The 20597-nt window shown below is 43.8% G+C and carries 15 protein-coding genes and 6 pseudogenes; 7 read left to right on the forward strand and 14 right to left on the reverse strand.

Annotation, left to right across the window (positions count from 1 at the left end; translation table 11 throughout):
- The 13 genes and pseudogenes from traK to D0T84_RS11120 form a co-directional block, all read right to left on the reverse strand.
- On the reverse strand, positions 1-362 hold a 362-nt coding region (traK, locus tag D0T84_RS22960), incomplete at its 3' end, for a conjugative transposon protein TraK (protein ID WP_255495325.1).
- Positions 363-382: 20 nt separating this feature from the next.
- Complete coding sequence (gene traJ / locus D0T84_RS11065) at positions 383-1381, reverse strand: conjugative transposon protein TraJ (protein WP_163307935.1); 999 nt, start codon at positions 1379-1381, stop codon at positions 383-385.
- Between the two features lie 3 nt (positions 1382-1384).
- Positions 1385-2005: a DUF4141 domain-containing protein gene (locus D0T84_RS11070; RefSeq protein ID WP_163307936.1), complete on the reverse strand. Its 621-nt coding sequence runs from the start codon at positions 2003-2005 to the stop codon at positions 1385-1387.
- A 53-nt stretch (positions 2006-2058) separates the two neighbouring features.
- Positions 2059-2265 carry a hypothetical protein gene (locus tag D0T84_RS11075; RefSeq protein WP_370525498.1) on the reverse strand — a complete coding sequence of 69 codons (207 nt, stop codon included), beginning with the start codon at positions 2263-2265 and terminating at the stop codon, positions 2059-2061.
- 105 nt (positions 2266-2370) lie between these two features.
- Positions 2371-2952 (reverse strand): annotated as a pseudogene (locus D0T84_RS11080) (TraG family conjugative transposon ATPase); the annotation flags it as partial.
- 106 nt (positions 2953-3058) lie between these two features.
- Positions 3059-4870, reverse strand: coding sequence for a group II intron reverse transcriptase/maturase (gene ltrA / locus D0T84_RS11085; protein WP_163307937.1), 1812 nt, complete (start codon positions 4868-4870; stop codon positions 3059-3061).
- Positions 4871-5463: 593 nt separating this feature from the next.
- Positions 5464-7380: pseudogene (locus tag D0T84_RS11090) on the reverse strand (TraG family conjugative transposon ATPase); the annotation flags it as partial.
- Complete coding sequence (locus D0T84_RS11095; RefSeq protein WP_163307938.1) at positions 7373-7708, reverse strand: DUF4133 domain-containing protein; 336 nt, start codon at positions 7706-7708, stop codon at positions 7373-7375. The pseudogene D0T84_RS11090 and the gene D0T84_RS11095, both read right to left, overlap by 8 nt.
- A gap of 24 nt (positions 7709-7732) precedes the next feature.
- Positions 7733-8035, reverse strand: a complete 303-nt coding sequence (locus tag D0T84_RS11100; protein ID WP_032853573.1) for a DUF4134 domain-containing protein — start codon at positions 8033-8035, stop codon at positions 7733-7735.
- 149 nt (positions 8036-8184) lie between these two features.
- Positions 8185-8925, reverse strand: a complete 741-nt coding sequence (locus D0T84_RS11105) for a hypothetical protein (RefSeq protein ID WP_163307939.1) — start codon at positions 8923-8925, stop codon at positions 8185-8187.
- A 3-nt stretch (positions 8926-8928) separates the two neighbouring features.
- Positions 8929-9180, reverse strand: a pseudogene (locus D0T84_RS11110) (DUF3408 domain-containing protein); the annotation flags it as partial.
- Between the two features lie 22 nt (positions 9181-9202).
- Positions 9203-9637: a DUF3408 domain-containing protein gene (locus tag D0T84_RS11115; protein ID WP_163307941.1), complete on the reverse strand. Its 435-nt coding sequence runs from the start codon at positions 9635-9637 to the stop codon at positions 9203-9205.
- A gap of 3 nt (positions 9638-9640) precedes the next feature.
- Positions 9641-10414 carry a ParA family protein gene (locus D0T84_RS11120; protein ID WP_163307942.1) on the reverse strand — a complete coding sequence of 258 codons (774 nt, stop codon included), beginning with the start codon at positions 10412-10414 and terminating at the stop codon, positions 9641-9643.
- Positions 10415-11145: 731 nt separating this feature from the next.
- Here D0T84_RS11120 and mobA point away from each other — a divergent pair.
- The 7 genes and pseudogenes from mobA to D0T84_RS11155 all read left to right on the forward strand — a co-directional run.
- Positions 11146-11577, forward strand: coding sequence for a conjugal transfer protein MobA (mobA, locus tag D0T84_RS11125; RefSeq protein WP_163307943.1), 432 nt, complete (start codon positions 11146-11148; stop codon positions 11575-11577).
- A 3-nt stretch (positions 11578-11580) separates the two neighbouring features.
- Positions 11581-12849, forward strand: coding sequence for a conjugal transfer protein MobB (gene mobB / locus D0T84_RS11130; RefSeq protein WP_163307944.1), 1269 nt, complete (start codon positions 11581-11583; stop codon positions 12847-12849).
- A 34-nt stretch (positions 12850-12883) separates the two neighbouring features.
- A pseudogene (locus tag D0T84_RS11135) lies at positions 12884-13600 on the forward strand (YWFCY domain-containing protein); the annotation flags it as partial.
- A 618-nt stretch (positions 13601-14218) separates the two neighbouring features.
- A pseudogene (locus tag D0T84_RS11140) lies at positions 14219-15067 on the forward strand (reverse transcriptase N-terminal domain-containing protein); the annotation flags it as partial.
- A gap of 547 nt (positions 15068-15614) precedes the next feature.
- On the forward strand, positions 15615-16859 hold the full coding sequence (gene ltrA, locus D0T84_RS11145) for a group II intron reverse transcriptase/maturase (protein ID WP_163307945.1): 1245 nt from the start codon (positions 15615-15617) through the stop codon (positions 16857-16859).
- A gap of 127 nt (positions 16860-16986) precedes the next feature.
- Positions 16987-17754 (forward strand): group II intron maturase-specific domain-containing protein, encoded by a 768-nt coding sequence (locus D0T84_RS11150; protein WP_255495319.1) that lies wholly within the window; start codon positions 16987-16989, stop codon positions 17752-17754.
- 105 nt (positions 17755-17859) lie between these two features.
- Positions 17860-19164 (forward strand): annotated as a pseudogene (locus D0T84_RS11155) (TraM recognition domain-containing protein); the annotation flags it as partial.
- Between the two features lie 38 nt (positions 19165-19202).
- On the opposite strand, the gene D0T84_RS11160 reads toward D0T84_RS11155, so the two are convergent.
- Positions 19203-20459 carry a hypothetical protein gene (locus D0T84_RS11160; RefSeq protein ID WP_163307946.1) on the reverse strand — a complete coding sequence of 419 codons (1257 nt, stop codon included), beginning with the start codon at positions 20457-20459 and terminating at the stop codon, positions 19203-19205.
- Between the last annotated feature and the right edge of the window lie 138 nt (positions 20460-20597).

Raw genomic sequence — 20597 nt, forward strand, 5'->3', positions numbered from 1 at the left:
CCTTTTTCCGCCATGTCCTGATAGTATTTGAAAGCACTTTTATCGACAAGGAACAACGCCCTGTTCACATTGCTTTCAATGGCTTTTTTGTCGGGTGAGAGTGTGAAGAACAGTTCGTGAAACCGCTTGACGTGTTCCCGTGCTTCGACAGGGCGGTTCTGCGAAAGGTCTTGCGAGAGGGCAAGCATTAAGGACTTGCCCCCGTCCAACACGTAAATACGCTGGCGTTGTGCTTCGGCGAAGCTGTACGACGACCATACGGAATAACCCGTAATTCCGGCACACAACACCAGAAACACGATACCGAAAAGGCGTATCTGCTTGAATGATGTTTCTATATTCTTTAAACTTTTGAACTCCATATTTTTTTGAGTATTTTTAATTATTTACCTAATAATCTTCCGGCTACGTTGCCCGCAGCGGCTCCGGCTACGCCTCCTGCCATTGCTGCCCCTTTGCTTGCCGCCGTGTTTACTCCGCGTGTACCGCTACCGCCTCCGGCTTGAATCACCCAACCCGCAACGGTCGGTATCGAGAAGTACCCGATAATGCCTATAATCAAAAAGATGATATATACGCCATTACTCCCATCCGGCACGTATGACGGGTCTTTCAATAGCCCTATATCCATTTGCAGCATGAGTGCCTGAATTTTAGACAGCACAGCCGAAAACAGATCGGCAACGGGTAGCCACAGGTACACGCTGATATAGCGTGAAAGCCAGCTTGTAAGTGTGGATTGGAAACCGTCATAAACAGAGAGGGCAAATGCCAGCGGCCCTAAGATCGACAGCACCACTAAAAAGAAGGTGCGTAAGGTGTCAATCGTGAGGGCTGCGGCATTGAACAGCAATTCGAAGAAATCCCGGACTAACTGCCGGAACCACATTTTCATATCGTACCATTTGCGTTCACCCCACATACTGATAATCTCTCCCATTTCCCATATTCCCAACTCTTCCATTTTCCGGTCGTACACCTCGTCATCGACCAACCATGCTTTCCCCTCGCGTACCCTCGCATCGTACTCCAACGCATCTTTCTCCGCCTGTAATGCCTGTACGTCCGTTATCTGCGATTCCAGTATGGTATGCGTTCCTTTTACCACAGGCGACATAACGGCGTTGATCGTGCCGAGTACGATTGTGGGGAAAAACATTATGCACAGTCCGATGGCAAAAGGTCTAAGCAAGGGATATACGTCTATCGGTTCTGCCCGTGAGAGGGCTTGCCATACACGGGAAGCCACATAAAACAGCGCACCCAGACCCGCTACCCCTTTGGCGACACCGATCATGTCGCCGCAAAGGGGCATCATTTCCTGATACAGATTCCGTAAAATCTGATGCAGGTTCTCAAAATCTATTGCTAACAACATCATGGCTTACCAGTATCTATCGGATGGATCACCATACAGGGCGCGTACATGCTCCATATCACCCTTTTCCTGACTGCGGATAAAGGATACGGAGATACTTTTCTTGGAAAAGTACCGCGTCAGGTTGCGATGCTCAATCATTTTCGTATGTATCTCATCTATGATTGCCATACGCTCGGCATCGGTCATGGAAAGCCCGTTGGAAGCCGAAACGATATTCTTTATATCCGACAATAGGTTTCCACTCTCTTTCAACAGTTTGGAATATCCGTTTGATATAGCTTCCAGTTCCCGGAGACTAAAATTCTTATCGGACAGCATTTTATTGAAATTGGTAGAATATATCTGCGATATTTCACTGACCAGCTCTACGGTTTCCTTTACTTTGCGGGCATCCTTTATCAGATTATGTACCGATTGTAATTTGTCGTAATACTCCTTGCCCTGAGTGTAAATCTTCTGCATTTCCTTGAATGAATTGATTACATTGGTTGCCGTTGTTGCTGTTTTGGAAACCGTCAGTATATTTTGAGCAAGGTTAGACGGGTCGATGACCGCCCATTGCGCTTTTGCCTCAAAGCCGAAGAAACTAACGGCTAACACAAGGCTTAAAAAAATCTTTTTCATTGCTATACATTTTTAATTGTTATTTACTTGGGGTAAAGGAGTAGTCCGAAAGACTAATCCTCTGCCCGGACATATTCACCGAAAGCGGAAAGCAATAAGACCTCCCGCTCCCGGTCATAAGCAATCCCGATACGCCCGTACAGGTCGATGTAGTACAAACCGAACAAGCAATACACCGTACAATCACAGACCACCTGCGGGTTGTTGTAAGTAAGACAGAGCCGGATGCCTCCCCGCTTGCGGGAAGTGTTGCGGTAAATTCTTACCGCAGGCGCACCGTCCGGGCTTACCCAACGCCCCGTAATCTCCCGCAGGTGNGGCGCAAGGGTCGGCTATATTACATTTGCTGAACATGGCTTCTCGTTTTAGTTGCGTTTACTTTCGGCGAGCTGTTTAATCGCCAGTTCATAATTTCCGTCCAGTTCGTCCGTCTTTTTGAAGACTTCCATCTTTTCGGTTTCCTCTGTGGTATAGGTCAGGTATTCTTCTCCACTTACTTCCGTAGCATATACCGCTGACTGAACACCGCCCAGCCCGAACCATACTTCTTTATAAAACCTGCCGGGATGGTTTGCCATATTAATAGACAGGATTTGTCCTTTCTCTTTGTCAGTCAGACCTAAAAGTGATTGGATCACATCAAAGCGGTTCATGAATTTTCGTTGGTCGAGAAGGATTTTACAGTCGGAGTTATTGATGATTGCCTCTTTCACGATGGGAGAAGCGATAATATCGTCCACCTCCTGCGTTACGACAATGGCTTCCCCGAAATATTTCCTGACTGTTTTGTACATATATTTCAGGTATTCAGCCATGTTCGCCGAAGAAAGAGCCTTCCATGCTTCCTCTACGATAAGTTGTTTGCGAACGCCCTTTAATCGCCTCATTTTCTGGATAAACGCGTCCATAATGATGATTGTTACCACAGGAAAAAGTTCCTTATTCTGTAGGCTAAGCACCCAGCGCCGTATCATATTGCTATGGTCGGTTTCCAAGCACTCGCCTCCGAACCGGACGTACACCTTCCAGCGTATCCGGCTCTCCACTAAAGTATCAGTCCATTTTTCCAATGTCAGTCAATTTATGGCAACTTCCACATAGCGCAATGGTTTTTCGACGTCTTGCTATCATGTGTCTTTCCCAAGGCTTTTTATTATCTAGACCTTTGAGCTTTCTCACATGGTGCATATTTAGTTTCTTATCCGTTGCTCCACATAGTTCGCACTTCTTAGCCTTTAGCCTGTCGGTCAGGCTGGTTGTGCTGGTACTAAATGGTGCTATAAGGTTGTCTACCCATGATTGATAATTGGGTGTTTTGCGTTTGAAACCTTCTTTGTAAAAGACTCTGATTCGGTCTTCGCCTTTCCTATTTCTGAAGTGTACAGTAAATGCTTTGTTTTGCTTATATTTACGGCATATCTTTACAACAGAAGTCCGATATTTTAGAGCAAGGGTTTTGTACATACTGTATTCCATAATATACTTAAAGGCGTGTATTATCGAACAGTTATTGGCAATTGAATAATAATTGTAGAAACCTCTGATTTCAGAGTTATACCTATCCAGGATTTCAAGGTCATCATTGTTTATAAACTGTACTCGCGCTTTTGGTTTCCATTGCTCTTTTCCGTTATGTGTTTTGATTTCCAAAACACCGTATTCGAGTAACTTCTTCTTCATAACATCCGTAGTCAGTTTTAGATATACCTTTTTATTAAAGGCTCTCATAAGACGACCCGCTTTATTCCTTTTGGTAAGGTTGGATTTTCGAACATAGATTTCATATCCGAGGAATTTTGCAGATTTCTCCGTATGGGTAATCAGCGTTTTTTCATCCGACAGTTCTAATTTTAATTTGGATTGAAGAAAATTCTTGATATCCTCTTTAATCTTTTGGCTGTCTGATTTGCTGCCGATAATCCCTATAAGGAAGTCATCTGCATACCTCACATATTTCATTCTTCTATAATCGTAATCCATTTCGTCTCCACATGAGATTAAGGCTCTTTCCTTGTCAAATGCTTTAATCTGTTTGATAATTGTTTTTCTTTCATCTTTGTCTGTTACACTTTTTAGTTTCACCACAGCGAGCCTTTTTCCATATTCATATTGAATACGCTCTTTATTTGTTTTGCGATTTTCCCCTCTATCAAATTTTCGGATATATTCCATTATGTATTTGTCCAGCTTGTCCAGATAGATATTAGCCAATATTGGGCTAACAATACCACCTTGCGGAGTTCCACTGTGTGTTTTATGGAATTTCCAATCTTCAATATATCCTGCATTCAAGAACTTCCGTATCAGTCGTATGAATCGCTCATCAGAGATACGTTCTCTTAAAATATCAATCATTACATCATGGCTGATATTATCAAAGAATCCTTTAATATCTCCTTCAACGAACCATTTCGCACCATTGAATGTCTTTTGAATCTGACTTAATGCGGTATGGCAACTTCGTTTGGGTCTAAAACCATAAGAACAGTTTTCAAAATGTCCTTCGTAAATGGCTTCAAGAATCATTCTTATTACCTCTTGCACCAGCTTATCATCAATAGCAGGCATTCCCAAAGGACGTACTTTCCCATTTTTCTTCGGTATGTAGGTTCTTTTTGAGGGTTGGGGCTGATAACTTTCGTCTTTCAACGATTGTATCAGTTTTTCAATTCGAGACAGGCTCATTCCGTCAATGGTCTTTCCGTCAGAACCCGGTGTCATGTTACCCGGTTTCGCATAAATACGTTGATAGGCAACATAAAACATCTCTTCATTGAACAAAACACGATAGAGCCTTTCATACTTATAGGTTGAAAGTTTGCTGTGTTTCGCAAGACTGTTTAATACTCTTTCTGAATTTCTCATAATGTCTCACACATTTTTCGTTAATTGTATTAAAACTACTTTAGCTGCCTCCCTTCGCCATGTACAGGTCATTACCCTGCTCGGACTACTACGGAGGCTCCGTTACCACTCCGGATATTCAGGGGCTAACCCCATAGCCTTACAACTGGCTTTCCGGTTTAGGTAATCCCCGTTTGCATACATAAGAACTACGAGACTATACATAGTCTCCGGCACGACAGATTGTCGGATACGACTTTCATCCTTTACTGCTTATTGCAGTTGCGCTGTGATTAGTTCCTGCACTTCCTCCTCAAAGACTGGAAGAAGTGAATCACAGTACGACGAGTATAGTTATCTTAACGTCGCAGGTACGCCATAATACCGCTCAGATTATCGTTCAATCAATCCAGATTTTATCCTCGTATCTGTCTTTTCATCTCCCCATTCAGTCGCAACCTGATAACTGGTTGACTTATGGTCTTCCCGGCATGCTACACTCCCTGTCCGGTTAATTTCCCTTTCAGATAAGCCGGGTGATGATAGGTTTTTCAAAGAACACTTACCTAATCCTTGCCAAAGGATATTTCTTATGCTGCCTTGACGGGCGCACCCTTAATCGAATCAATTTCAAAGACGATAAAGCTCTTATTCAGAAGGTCGATGTTTTGCTCCGAATTAAGCAGGAAGTCAAAACGTCCGCCCCGGTAATACTGGCGCAGGGTGGTAAGCATATTGTCGAGGTTAAAATCCTCTTTGCTTACCTTGATTTCCCTTTCTTCCAGTTCCCGGCGGTAGTCGCCCAGCATATACTCATAGAAAGTATTAAAGGACGGAACCATACTCCGGTCTGCCCTGATGCGCTCAATATACGCCGATACTGCGCTACCGAGTTCGCCGCTTTCGGTCTTGCTTACCTTATCATCTTCGGATTTCCACAGGGTCAGCAACAACGTTTTGATACTGTCCTTCTTTTCCACATCGAACTTGTAATCGTCCGTATAGAAAGGATTAAAGCTGATCGGATTTTCCTCTGTGTATGTGAAATAAATCCCGTCCTCACCTTTGGTTTTCCGGCGTACCATTTCACAAAGTCCCTGATACGAGTTACCTGTATCGACAAGGACAACGTGCGTGCCCTGTTCCCAATACTGGCGGACGAGGTGGTTCATAAAAAAGGATTTACCGCTACCGGATGGCCCCAACACGAATTTATTTCGGTTGGTGGTTATCCCTTGCTTCATCGGTAAATCCGATATATCCACATGGAGGGGCTTACCGCTCACACGGTCGCACATCTTGATACCAAAAGGCGAAAGTGAACTTTTGTAGTTGGTTTCCTCTGTGAAGAAACACAGGGCGGGTTCGATGAACGTGTAGAAACTTTCCTCCGAAGGAAAGTCCCCGGCATTGCCCGGCATAGCCGCCCAATAGAGTGTTGCCGCATCCGTTGTATTATGGCGCGGCTTACACTCCATAAGAGCCAACTGTGAACCCACATCGTTTCGGATATGTTTCAGTTCCTCCATATCTTCCGACCAAGCCATTACATTGAAGTGCGCCCGGACAGAGGTAAGCCCGAACGAATGTGCTTCGTTCAGGTACTTGTCTATCCATTCCTTATTAATTTGATTCCCGCGTGAATAGCGGGATAAGGACTGCATATTGCGGGCAGACTTCTCAAACTTCCGCAGGTTTTCTGCCGAATCGTCCAGAAAAATATACTGGTTATATACATGGTCGCATGAGAGCAGCAACCCTACGGGTGCTGCAAACGACAATCGGCAGTCGCTCCGGTCGGTGGATAGCTTTTCATAGCGCATATCCGTTCCGACTGTTCCGGGCAAGTCCTCCACATCGGAAATCGTATGCAGGCAGACTTTCTTTGCTCCGATGCGAAGCCCATCCGCTCCGAGTTCCATATCCTCCAAACAGGTGGTATCGTCCAGCGAGAGGGCAAAGTATTTTTCCACCAATCCGGGCTGGCTTTCCGTTCCTGTGATCTCATCCGAAGTCAGGCGGGTAAGACTTATAAATCCCGAATCGTTCACGATACGCTCGAACTGTCCGACCGCCTCCAAAAACCGTGTCGCCGTGTCCTTGTTTACCTCTTTGGGTATGAGGTTCCCACGACAAAGCGATGAGAAATTGCTTTGCATTCTCATTCGCTCTTTAGTTGTTTTTGTCAGGAACAGGAAACAGCTATGGTTCAGGTAGGGGCGTTCGTTGAAGTGGCGTTCAAACGAGCGGGACAGAAAGCTCATATCTTCCTTATCCGTTTCGGGTTTGTAGGTTTCCTTCACGAACCAATCCTGCTTGTGGATAATTGAGTAATCGGGCAAAACCTTGATGGCTTTCGCCCAAGCCGAGTGTATGGCTTCATATTCTACGGCGGTAACTGTGAACAGTTCCGGCAGATCGACACGGAAGGCTACCGTTATATCCGCGTCTTTACTGATGATGCAGCCATGCTCCACTGCCAACAGCGGGAATTTGCTTTCGATGGTAGCCGCTTTCATTACATTACGCATCGCGCACCTCCTTTTTTTTAGGTCGGCTGAACAAGCGGCGGGAATTTTTGCGGTTTATCAGGTAGCGCGGGTGCTGGCGTTTTGCCAGCACTTTCATTAATCCATACTCCCCGTATTTCGCATTCAGGTTGAAAGTCAGCCACACCAAAGCGGAGGCGGCGATAACGCCGAAACCGATGCAGACCCACTGGTCTACACCTGCCATATACATAATCACAAAGACTACGAATACAGCCAATAAACCGCCCGCAAAGATGAAGAGATACTGACTTTTCAAGCCCTTAAATTCCACGCTCTTGCCAATGCCTTTATTAATATTATGCTCCATTTCTTATTGTTTTTTGGAAATGGATTACAAAAAGAAGGAACGAAGGATGGTGGCGGCAACAATTAGGAAGATACACGCGCCGAACCAAGAGGCGGCGGTTTTCGATGTATCGGGGTCACCCGAAGAGAACTTGTTATACACTTTGATTCCCCCAATCAAGCCGACAACGGCTCCGATGGCGTAAATCAATTTTGTGCCGGGATCGAAATACGATGTTACCATATTGGTAGCTTCGGTAATACCCCCGATACCGTTACCCTGTGCAAAGGCGGATGATACGGCAGCGAAAATGAAGGCTGCCGACATAAGAATTTTCTTCTTTGTCATACGATTTTTTGATTAATGGTACAGGGGGTGGAATAGTCCCCTGTACCGGAAATGAATAATTGTTTAACTTTAATCTTTTAGTGGTTTCAAGCGCGTAGCTAACCGTAATCCCGTTCTTTCATTTGTTACTTTTTTTACTGTTATACATCTTACGCAAAGCCGCGTACATTAAAATCTTTCGGTGCTTTTACCACAGGCTCGTCCGTTTCTCCCGCCTCCCGTTTTTTGCGGTGGAAGGCTGCGAAGTAATCGTCCATAAGTGCGGACACCACTTTCTTTTTCGGTTCATCGCCTGCGACCTGATCGAACATTTCGGTCTTTCGTATTTCTACCAGTACCCGCCCGGCTTCTTCTTTTTCTTCGGTTGTTGCGACATCGGTAGTTTCTACCGTCCGCACCATGCCTGCCAATTCGTCAAAGCCAAGTCCGAGTGCCATCGAAACCCCGGCAACCCCTTCGGTATCTTCGTCCTCTGTTTCTTCTTCGTCTATATCTTCCGTGTTATATTCCGGCTCTAATTCGGGGGGTGTGTTCTCAATTACTAAATTGATTTCGTTTGAATTTTCGTCCGTTATATTTTCACCTGATAAGACTGTTTCCGATTCAACCAAAGGGGGTGTTACCGGAGCATCTTTTTTGTTTTCGTCAGCAAATATAGGCTCATTTTCAATCCGTTTTTCATTATGAATCAGCGTGGTAGCTTCTGTCCGGGATTGTCTAAGGTCAAATTTACTTTTGCCGATTATATCTTCTTTCGGGGTGAAGCGAAACGGATTGAAACCGGGATTTTTTGCTGCGTTCTTTTTCCGTTTCTGCATCTGTTCCCGGAGCAGGTAAACAGCTACCACCAATGCGTACAATACGATTGCTGAAATAATATATCGTTCCATAGCTTAAAATATATCTTCGGGACGGCGTTTACGGTACAGTTCCGTAATGTCGTCCTGATACGTGTTAAAATGATGCTCCAGTACATTGTCGATGTAGCTGAACAGCGATACTTCGTTATATCCGATGTTCTGCACAATCCGTATGATGCGGTCGTGAAATTCCTTGCGGATATAGACCGCTTTCCCGCTACGGGTGGTAATGGATGCTTTTTTGAAGAACAGGCCTTCGTAATCCTGTTTCGCTTTTTTCTTTTTCATATCAAAGTGACTTATTCGTTTACAGTAAATCTTCCGGGCGTTGGCGGTATATCTCGTTTATTTCCTCCTTATGAAGTTGCAGGTGTTCATTCAGCACCGTATCTATATATCCGCCTACGGAAATATCATTCCCCGCATCAACCAAAGCCCTGACAAGTTTTGTGATAACTGCATGGACATCGAAACTGATATAGACACATTGTCGTGTCTTCATCTCGTTTCGCTTCAAAAAGGTTTCTTTATATCCCGCCTGCCCGCCGCGCTTGCGCTTCGGGGTTTCTTTTTCTTTCTGCTGTTCCGGCAAGTCCTCCGGTTCTTTCTTCCGTTCCGGCGGGGTATCTTCCAACACAGGTTCAGCGGGTTGGATAACCTGCGGATTTTCCCGGTTGTCGGGCTTAGTCTGACCTATGATAAAGTCGGGATCAAACCCTGATGTATCTACTTTCTTTGCCATAGTTTACTTGTCTATCAATTCCAAAAGCTCATCGGTAAGGACATCTATATTACTGCCTTTTACAAGGGATTTATCCGCAGGGAATAATGTTGAACGGAACAAGGCTTTGTGATTGACCGACTGCTCTCTGCGAAAACGTTTGCTGTCGGGAATGAAGGTGTTAAGAGCTATAAACCCCAACTCTTTGATAACCCCTTCGTACACCTCATATAATTCGGATTTTTCCCTGCCATCAACCAGATTCCATAATAGCCGCATCGCTTTGATATTGGATTTACCCGTGTTCACGATATTGTCCCTTACAACAATCATGTAGTTGAGGGTGCTTTCCATTACTACACGGTCGGCAGCAATCGGAGCGATGATATAGTCCATACTGGCGAGGGCGAGAACTAAATCACGATTGTTCATTGTTCCGGGCAGATCGAAGAACACAAAGTCATACTCACCCTGTTCACAAAGCGCATCGGCATCGCTCAACGCTTTTTCCGTACTACTCTCAATCACAGGATAGGCTCGCTTTCCTTCCAACCGGGTAAACTGCTCGTAAGCCATTCCCTTGTAATACTCGTCCTGTTCTACCATTTTGAAATCACGTTCCCGCATTTCAGCAATGGAGTGCTGCGGGTAGTCGCAATCCACGATTGCCACATTGTAACCTTTGACATAATGCAAATAACTTGCGATCAAAACCGTAAGAGTCGTTTTTCCTGCTCCGCCTTTTTGAGTGCTGAACGCTACATACTTTGGCTCTTTTTTACTTACTTCCTTTTTCATTGTTCTGAATGTTTTAATTGTTATTTATTGAATTATTTGTACCTCTAATCCGGTACTGTTTTTATTCAGTTAATATTTGATTGTTTGCCTATTGATTGCCGCATTTCCACATTGACAGAATGAAATGCTTTGATAGTTTTCTGCCTGTTCATGTACTTACAGCAATACATAGCTGAAAGAGTAAAAATGCAAAGTGATATTCCGATACAACAGTACTTATTTACAACAGTACGACAGCACGACAATACAAATTCAAATAGTTGGTTTTTCACCTCTGTAAATTCATAAATCAGCGAGGCTTCAAATCCATTTTCGGGAGCAAATAAACGCCTTCTTTTTCATACTTGCACCATATTTTCGAGGGGTGGTAGCTTCTGTCTGGGATTGTCTATACTTGTTGATATACAGCGTGTTATTTATTCACTATAACTTTGCAGCGTGAAACGTTGCGGGGTATTTATGCCGATTTTTAAGATAGTTCCGGCACTCAAAAATTGCCCGGCGAAGGGCAGTCTTACATCCCGAAAAGTTCGGGACGAAAAGATGCCCCTTACGGGCAAAATGTATTTGCATTTTAGCAAATAGCAAGATGTGTTGATTGCAGCAAACTTCGTTTTTTGCAGCATCAACCTCTTGCTCTTCCAGAGGGGTTTTTCCTCTCCGAAGTCGGGAAAAATTAAGCCGGCATGAGCCGTCCGCAGCGTTCATATAACCACTAAAAGATTAATGTTATGAACGAAGAAAAAAGAGAACCCCGTAAGCGGGGAAAGGGGGGGAGACCCCCGAAGAACGACCCGGCGAAACATCGGTTGACGGTGAACCTGACGGACACACAGCACGCCGGATTTCTTGCCATGTTCGAGCAGTCAGGCGTAAGTTCGCTGTCTGCTTTTATCTCAGCCCGCATCTTTGGCGATGAGTTCCGGGTGGTAAAAACGGACGCATCAGCGGTCGAATTTACCGCAAAGCTGACCGCATTGCACAGCCAGTTTCGGAGCGTGGGCGTTAATTACAACCAGATCGTAAAGGAGTTGCACAGCAATTTTGGGGAGAAAAAAGCCCTCGCATTGCTCTATAAGTTGGAGAAAGCGACCGTAGAGCTTGCGGGAATCGGGCGCGAAGTGATGAGCTTGTGCGAACAGTTTAAGGCGAAATACCTCTAAAAAATGGTGGCGAAAATCTCTCATGGAAGCAATTTGTACGGCGCACTTTCCTACAATCAGGAGAAAGTGGACGAGGGTTTGGGTAAGGTTTTGGCGACTAATTTAGTAATCGAACCTGCCGATGGAACGTTCAACGCCTCTGCCTGTATGCAGGATTTTGAGCGGTTTATGCCTTCGCATATCACCACCAAAAAGCCAGTTATCCATGTTTCACTGAATCCGCACCCGGACGATAAGCTGACCGATGAGCAGCTTACCGAGATCGGGCAAAAGTATATGGAGCGGTTGAGATATGGTTCGCAGCCTTACATGATTTTCAAACATGAGGATATAGACCGCCAGCACATCCACATCGTTTCGACCCGTGTCCGTCCCGATGGTTCGCTTGTCCCTGACAGCTTCGAGAAAGACCGCAGTAACAAAATCCGGCGGGAGTTGGAAAAGGAATATAACCTGATTCCCGCCAACGGTCAGATACAAGGCGAGGCGTGGCGGCTTGCTCCGGTAGACGTTAGCCAGGGGAACTTAAAGAAACAGGTGGCCAACGTTATCAAGCCGCTTTCCGGAATATACCGTTTCCAGACACTCGGCGAGTATCGCGCCCTGCTTTCCTTATATAATGTAGGCGTGGAAGAAGTCAAAGGAGAGAATAAAGGCAAGCCCTACCGGGGATTGGTTTACTCGGCATTGGACGGCGAGGGCAACCGTGTCGGCAAACCCTTAAAATCCTCCCTGTTCGGAAAGGCTCTCGGCATCGAAGCATTGGAAACTAAGTTCGACAAGTCGAAAGAAACTATCAAAACGGACGGTGTTACAGCCCGTACCCGCATTGTGGTTTCCGAAGCCTTGAATAGTACCCGCACCGAAAGCGAGTTCCGGGCGGCATTGCAAAAGAAAGGTATCGACTTGGTACTTCGCCGCAATGATGAAGGGCGCATTTTCGGGGCAACCTTTATCGACCATAACGAGCGGGCGGTACTAAACGGTTCGCGTCTGGGTAAGGAGTTTTCAGCGAATGTCCTTAACGAACGGTTCGCAGATGATTCGCCTCGCGAGGATCTGCAAACCCAACAGCCGAAACAGTTCGATAACCTACGCCAGACTGACAAACCTGCTATCGACAAACAACCGCAAGCCGGGCATTCTACGGTCGATGATGCGGCGGGCAGCCTACTCTCTGTCCTTACTCCCGAAACACAAGGGACGGACAATAAACAGCCGACCATTAAGCGCAAAAGAAAGAAAAAGCGCAGGTATGGCAGGCAGCTATAAAATTTGAAGTAATAACAATTTAATTTTTACGATTATGCAAAATGAAGATGATTTGAGGGGCTTGGCTAAAGTAATGGACTTTATGCGTGCGCTCTCTATACTATTTGTAGTGATAAATGTGTATTGGTTCTGCTATGAGGCAATGCACGAGTGGGGAATCAATATCGGGGTAGTCGATAAAATTCTGATGAATTTTAACCGTACCGCCGGATTGTTTACCTCGATCCTGTGGACGAAAATCTTTGCCGTAGTGTTTCTTGCTTTGTCCTGTCTGGGAACAAAGGGTGTGAAAGAGGAAAAGATTACATGGACGAAAATCTATGTCTGCCTCGGTATCGGCTTCGTCCTGTTCTTTTTGAATTGGTGGTTACTGGCATTACCGTTACCCAAAGTAGCCAATGCCGGATTTTATATTTTTACCATTTCGGCAGGCTACATATTATTACTGATGGCGGGTACATGGATAAGCCGTCTACTCAAAAACAATATGTTCGATGATGTTTTCAATACGGAAAACGAATCGTTCATGCAGGAAACTAAGCTGATGGTAAACGATTATTCGGTAAACCTGCCTACGAAATTCTGGTATAAAAAGAAACAGTGGAAAGGGTGGATAAACGTTGTAAATCCATTTCGGGCAGCTATCGTTTTGGGTACGCCGGGTTCGGGTAAGTCATACGCCGTTGTAAACCAGTTCATCAAACAGCAGATTGAGAAGGGTTATACAGGCTATATTTACGACTTCAAGTTTGTGTGACGTGAAAGTTACACCAGTAGCTGTCTAACATAGATTAGACCTATTGTTTCGCCAATAGTAGCCTACGAGCAGGTGCGCTTACATAAGGGTATCAAGCTGCTCGGACAAGGTAGCCCTCCCGAAAGGGTAAGAAAGAACCGCAAGGGGATTTCAAAGCTCGCAAGCATTATGCGGGTCGGGGAGCTTGGCTCGGAAGGTATGGTCAACGAAAGTGAATTGCTAATAAACGTCGTTAAGTCGAACAAGCCTACGAATGCTATCAGGCTTGAACCAAAAGGTAACGTGGCTGGATTTCCCTGTGAATTTTGGGGTTACGCGAACAATAGAGCCACCGGCGAAGAGGCAAGACCTAACCCTATCTTGGTACTGGTGTAGAACACGGTAAGCCCGTATATCTCCCGTAAGGGTAGGAAAGCTGCAAGGTAATCCGATGGATATGCGGGTAAAGGAAAACCGGAGAAAGCGAACGCTGTTCTGTAATGGAACAGATATAAGTTGAGTCAAAATCATGAATTGACCTTGACGACATTACTTGACGTGAAAACGGGCAGACTTCCGGTATGGTAACGTTTTACAAGATAACTTTTAGAACTTATGAAAGAGGAAAAGCAAATGTACGAAAGTAAAAAATCGTGTGCGTCTTCTGACCGAAGAGGGCAAACTTGGGAAAGCATAGACTGGAACAAGTGCGAACAGGCGGTTAATAAGCTGCAAGCGCGTATTGTAAAAGCTCAGAAAGCAGGTAAGTATGGTAAGGTAAAAACCTTGCAATGGACACTTACCCACTCGTTCTATGCCAAAACATTGGCAGTCAAACGAGTTACTTCTAATAATGGCAAGAAAACTTCGGGAGTGGATAACGTCCTTTGGTCAACTCCACAATCAAAATTCAAAGCCATTGTAACACTAAAAAGAAGAGGATATAAACCTCAACCGTTGAAAAGAGTGAATATTAAAAAGAGTAACGGAAAACTTCGCCCGCTGGGCATACCGACAATGAAAGACAGAGCGATGCAAGCCCTCTATCTGATGGCATTGGAACCAGTATCCGAGACAACTGCGGATAACTACTCCTTTGGTTTCAGAAAAGACCGCAGTGCTGCGGATGCGATGGCTCGCTGTCATGCACTACTTTCAAGAAAATGTTCTGCCGAGTGGGTGTTGGAAGGAGACATTAAAGGTTGTTTTGACCACATAAGCCATAATTGGCTCATGGAAAATATCCCTACGGATAAAACCATATTACAGAAATGGTTAAAATGTGGATTTGTGTACAACAAAGAATTGTTTCCAACAGAAGAAGGCACACCACAGGGAGGTATTATATCTCCGACTCTCGCTAATATGACACTCGACGGGTTACAGGAACTTTTGGAAACAAACTTTCCGTGGGAGCATATTCCCGAAAAAACGGGATGGTACTGTCCCAAAGTAAGGTTGGTTCGTTACGCAGATGACTGGGCGCAACGAATGCGAGAAGCTCCGAGTTAAATTGGATGTTTTGAGCAATGCTGTGCAGACGATGGTGGTAGGCCCACCGCAACCGCCATGCAGGTGGAGGTTGCAAATCACTCTAAGGTGCTTTAGTCAAAAGCTACGGTATTGAGCGTTAGAGAAAAGGCAGTTTAAAACTGTCAGATGAGTATCAGGAAGATGAACGAAGTTGTGAACCTCTTACGAACGTGTCGAAAGCGTAGTGATTCCATCAAAACCGGGAGGTAGTCGTTAACCCGGGATAAGTATAGCGGATACCTGTTTACTGGCTATACGGTGGGCGGCATAAAGGAGGCATGATCTTGATACAGGCGTTTGTACGGAACGTTGGAACCTACGGGCTGATGTTAAGGGAGTACTTCAAGTGGCAGTCCCACAAGAAGAGAGTACCGATGCAGCCATAGGGGCAGATTGAATCGTAGTAGTGATGAAGTTCCTGTAATTGGAATGGAGCGAAGGGTTCAACGTTATCCGGTTTTAATTATGAGCCAACATTGTATAAATGGATGAACTTATGAACGAAACAAAGCCGTACGACATCTCTCGCTGGGCTGTATATAGAGCCTGGGAAAGTGTCAAGGCAAACAAAGGGAGTTATGGTGTGGATGGACAATCCATCGAAGACTTTGAAAAGAATCTGAAAGGTAATCTTTATAAGATTTGGAATCGAATGTCTTCCGGTAGCTATTTTCCTAAACCAGTAAAAGCAGTATCCATCCCCAAGAAGAATGGAGGGGTGCGGATACTTGGTATTCCTACAGTTGAAGACCGTATCGCTCAAATGACAGCCAAGTTGTACTTTGAGCCATCCGTGGAACCTCTGTTTCATGATGATTCTTACGGTTATCGACCTAATAAATCAGCTATACAAGCTCTATCGACAACTCGAAAACGCTGTTGGCATCGTGATTGGGTATTGGAATATGACATTAAAGGCTTATTTGACAATATCCGTCATGATTATCTTTTGGAGATGGTTCGTCGCCATACTCCACATAAGTGGGTTTTGCTTTATGTGGAACGATGGTTGACTACCCCTTTCCAACTGGAAGACGGCACATTACAGGAACGATCATCAGGCACTCCTCAAGGGGGTGTTATAAGTCCAGTCCTTGCGAACCTATTTCTTCATTATGCCTTTGACAGTTTTATGGCAAAGGAATATCCTGCCGCTTGGTGGGAGCGTTATGCTGATGACGGAGTCTTACACTGTAAGACTTATCAACAAGCGAAGTATATGAAATCTGTATTGCAAGAACGTTTTCACTTGTTTGGTTTAGAGTTGAATGAGACGAAAACGAGGATTGTGTATTGTAAAGATGCCGACAGGGTTGAAGAACACCCTGATATAAGCTTTGATTTTCTGGGCTACACCTTCCGACCTCGCTTGGCAAAGAATAAGCATGGAAAGATCTTTCTTAATTATCTTCCTGCCATATCCGATAAAGCTATAAAAGCATTAAAAGAAGAGGTAAGAAGTTGGAGGCTACAACTGAAGGTTACAAAAAGTCTGAATGATTTGGCTAATATGTTTAACTCGCGGATCCAAGGATGGATATCGTATTATGGTCATTACTATAAATCGAAGTTGATATACACACTGAGGTATGTCAATCAATGTCTGATTAAGTGGGTTCGCAGGAAATATAAAAGTCGTAAACATCGTAGACGGGCTGAATATTGGTTGGGAAGGATTGCACGGCGTGACAAGACTTTATTTGCTCATTGGCGCTATGGCGTTTTGCCTACGGCTGGATAAGGGGAGCCGGATGAGCTGAGAGGTTCCCGTCCGGTTCTGAGAGGGCGCAGGGGGGAAGTTCCCCTGCTCTACTCACTTCATCATCACGGGTGAAACCAAAGAACTATTGGAGCAAAAGGTCAGACCTTTGGTAGCCCAATTCCTTGCAGAGCGAGGATTGACGCTATCTGAAGAAAAGACCAAAATCACTCATATTAGTGATGGCTTCGATTTTCTTGGGTTCAATGTCCGCAAATTTGGAGACACTTTACTAACACAACCTGCCAAAGACAGAATCAAGCGCATGTTGAGCAAAGTCAAATACGAAATCAAACGATCCCGTGGTGGTACACAACATGAACTGATTATGCGACTGAACCCGATACTCAACGGATGGGCGAACTATTACAAATATAGTGCAGCCTCTACAGTCTTCCGCAAAGCAGACCATCAAATCTTCAAGAAGTTATGGCAGTGGGCACTCCGCAGGCATGGTAACAAGTGCAAGGGGTGGATTAAAGACCGCTACTTCCACAGAATTGATGGTCGGGACTGGGTATTTGCAGTTAAAAAGAAGAACGAGAAAAAGGAGGAATATTATGTTCCGGCTACTATCTTGTTCTACACGAAAATTGAAAGATACCCTCAACTGAAATGTGAAGTCAATCCCTTCGACCCTGAATGGAGGCAATATCTTGAAAAGAGAAGAACTGCCAAAATGAAAATGAGTCTCAAAGGGAAGAGGTCACTCATTGCAATGTGGGAAAGACAAAAGCGAAACTGTGTGTTGTGTGGAGAACCTATTACAGCGGAAACTACATGGCACACTATGAACCGGCAAGAGAATGGTAAAAACCATCTCAGTCTGGTTCATGATAGCTGTTACCAAAGTGTTACACATAAAAAGAAGAAGTAAGTTATGAGCATATTCTTAATTAAAAAGAAATATTGTTTGCTTGAGCCGTGTGAGGGGAAACTTTCACGCACGGTTCTTAGGGGGGGAAGCACCCGCAAGGGTGCTGACCTACCCGACCCCGACCTCTCTACCATTGCTTATAACCACCTGTTAAACAACCGGGAAGGTTACGAGAAAGTACCGACATTCTATGTAATTAATTTCGATGATCCGAGCCGTTCGCACCGTTGCAATCCGATTAATCCTTCGTTTATGGATGATATTTCGGATGCCTACGAATCGGCATATACGATAATGCTGAATCTGAACCGGACGTGGGTACAGAAACAGGGCGATTTCTTCGTAGAATCGCCGATTATCCTATTTGCCGCTATTATATGGTACTTGCGGATTTATCAGGATGGGAAGTATTGCACCTTTCCCCATGCTATCGAGTTTTTGAATAAAAGTTACGAAGATATTTTTCCGATTTTAACCTCTTATCCCGACCTCGAAAACTACCTTTCTCCCTTTATGGATGCGTGGAAATCTGGGGCTGCCGACCAGCTTCAAGGACAGATTGCGAGTGCGAAAATTCCGCTTTCGAGGATGATTTCCCCACAGCTTTATTGGGTAATGTCGGGCGATGAATTTACGCTGGATATTAATAATCCGGACGACCCTAAAATGTTGGTCGTGGGGAACAATCCCGACCGCCAGAATATATACGGTGCGGCTCTCGGATTGTATAATTCCCGTATTGTGAAGTTGATTAATAAAAAGGGGCAACTCAAATCTTCGGTTATCATTGATGAGTTGCCGACTATTTATTTCAAAGGGTTGGATAACCTGATAGCCACCGCACGGAGCAACAAGGTTGCTGTATTGTTGGGCTTTCAGGACTTTTCGCAGCTAAAGCGCGACTACGGAGATAAAGAAGCTGCCGTAGTAATGAACACCGTAGGTAACATCTTTTCCGGGCAAGTGGTCGGCGATACTGCAAAAACGCTTTCCGACCGTTTTGGGAAAGTATTACAGAAACGCCAGTCCATGACGATAAACCGAAACGATAAATCAACTTCCATTTCTACCCAAATGGATAGTTTGATACCTCCGTCTAAAATCTCCAATCTCACACAGGGTATGTTTGTGGGTGCGGTAGCGGACAACTTCGATGAACGGATAGAACAGAAGATTTTCCATTGTGAAATCGTTGTCGATAACGAGCGTGTTTCCGCTGAAACGAAAGCGTACCGTAAAATACCCGTTATTACCAACTTTGTAGATGAAAACGGCGTGGATCGCATGAAGGAAATGATTAAGGAGAATTACGACCGTATCAAAGCGGAAGCCAAACAGATTGTGGCGGATGAGTTGGAGCGGATTCGCAATGATGAGAACTTGCGGCATTTGTTGCCGAAAGAGGAGTAGAGACAGTTAGTAGGAGTCACTCAAAATTTGGGTGACTCTTATTTTCTAATCCTTTCAAATTCATCTTTTATTGGCTGAAGAAAATTCGTAATTGTACTTTCTTGGAACTGGCTTTTTAATATAGACATAACATATCCCATATCATCAATTTTTTCACTATCAAAACAATAAGATTGGAAATGCAAATTGCTGTCTAACATATAAAAGCAAAGTAATTCGGATGTTCTATATTTTGCTCTATCATTAGAGTTCATTTTTAGAATTTCCCTATAATCATTACTTTCATTGGCGTATTTTAGCATTTCGGTTACATAAAAAATAGACTTGATTTTATCTGATTCAATTCTCTTTGCAATATCATTTATAGTCCTATACATTGTCGTTTTTATGGAAGCATGAAATGATTTCAACGCAAAAGTTTCATCCTCATACACAATCATAAAAGTTGGCATTAATGTTTTCTGCATAGAAAATACGACTATATGCATCGTGATAAAATCGTCAAATGCATTCCTTTTTTCATTACTGTCTTTACTGAGGAAGTTACAAAACCCAGACAAAGGCATCCTTATAGAAAGGTCAGGCATCATAACTTCCATCCTTGATCCTTTTTCAAAATGATCCTTTTGAGGATAATAAGCAAAGTCTTCGATGAATAACATATTCTTGGGAACCTGATAAAAGTTCATCTTATCTATTTTCTGTTCTAACTGATCGCATAATCTACATTCTTCGTTTATTGCTTCTCTCATACTTGATATAAACATTTTCATGTTACTTATGCCTAAGATCAAATCATCATATAATTCTTTGTTCTGACCTTTTTCGTAGAACGAAAATTCCACAGAGAAAAAAACTTCTACTGGATTAATGTCAATAAAAAGACTTCTCAGAGAGTCAATGATGGTTGAATATTCCACATCATTTTCAATAGTGAAAACATATTCAGGTAGAGCAATTGATGTTTGAGGAGAGTATAAAGTTATAGTTATCCTTTTTTCTAAATTGAAAGGATGCTGTTTCAGAACTTCATTTCTTTTTTCTACAAACCATTTACAGGTTTCATTCAAAAGATACTTCGCCCTATTCTCCTCATATATACTCTCATATTCAGTATGGGCTAATGATTTTTGCAAAACAAAAGTTATGTTTCTGTATTCTGAAAAGAAATTATCCAAACAGGATATATTGTCAAAAAAGTTGTTCCCTTTTTGAAATTGCTCCAAACTGTTTAGAGCACTATATAACTTATGCATTGCAGGATATAGTAATCCATTAGCTGTTGTCTGACTCATAATTCCTTATTTACAAATAATCACAAAGATAGGCTATTTCTCTGTTACAGGTATAAAATAACATATCATATTATTCTTTCTCAGTTCTCATCAATTTATACATAGATTGCAAAATCGGAAGGCAAAAACGCCCCGATT

It is taken from the genome of Dysgonomonas sp. 521, from assembly GCF_010501055.1.
Classification (GTDB): domain Bacteria; phylum Bacteroidota; class Bacteroidia; order Bacteroidales; family Dysgonomonadaceae; genus Dysgonomonas.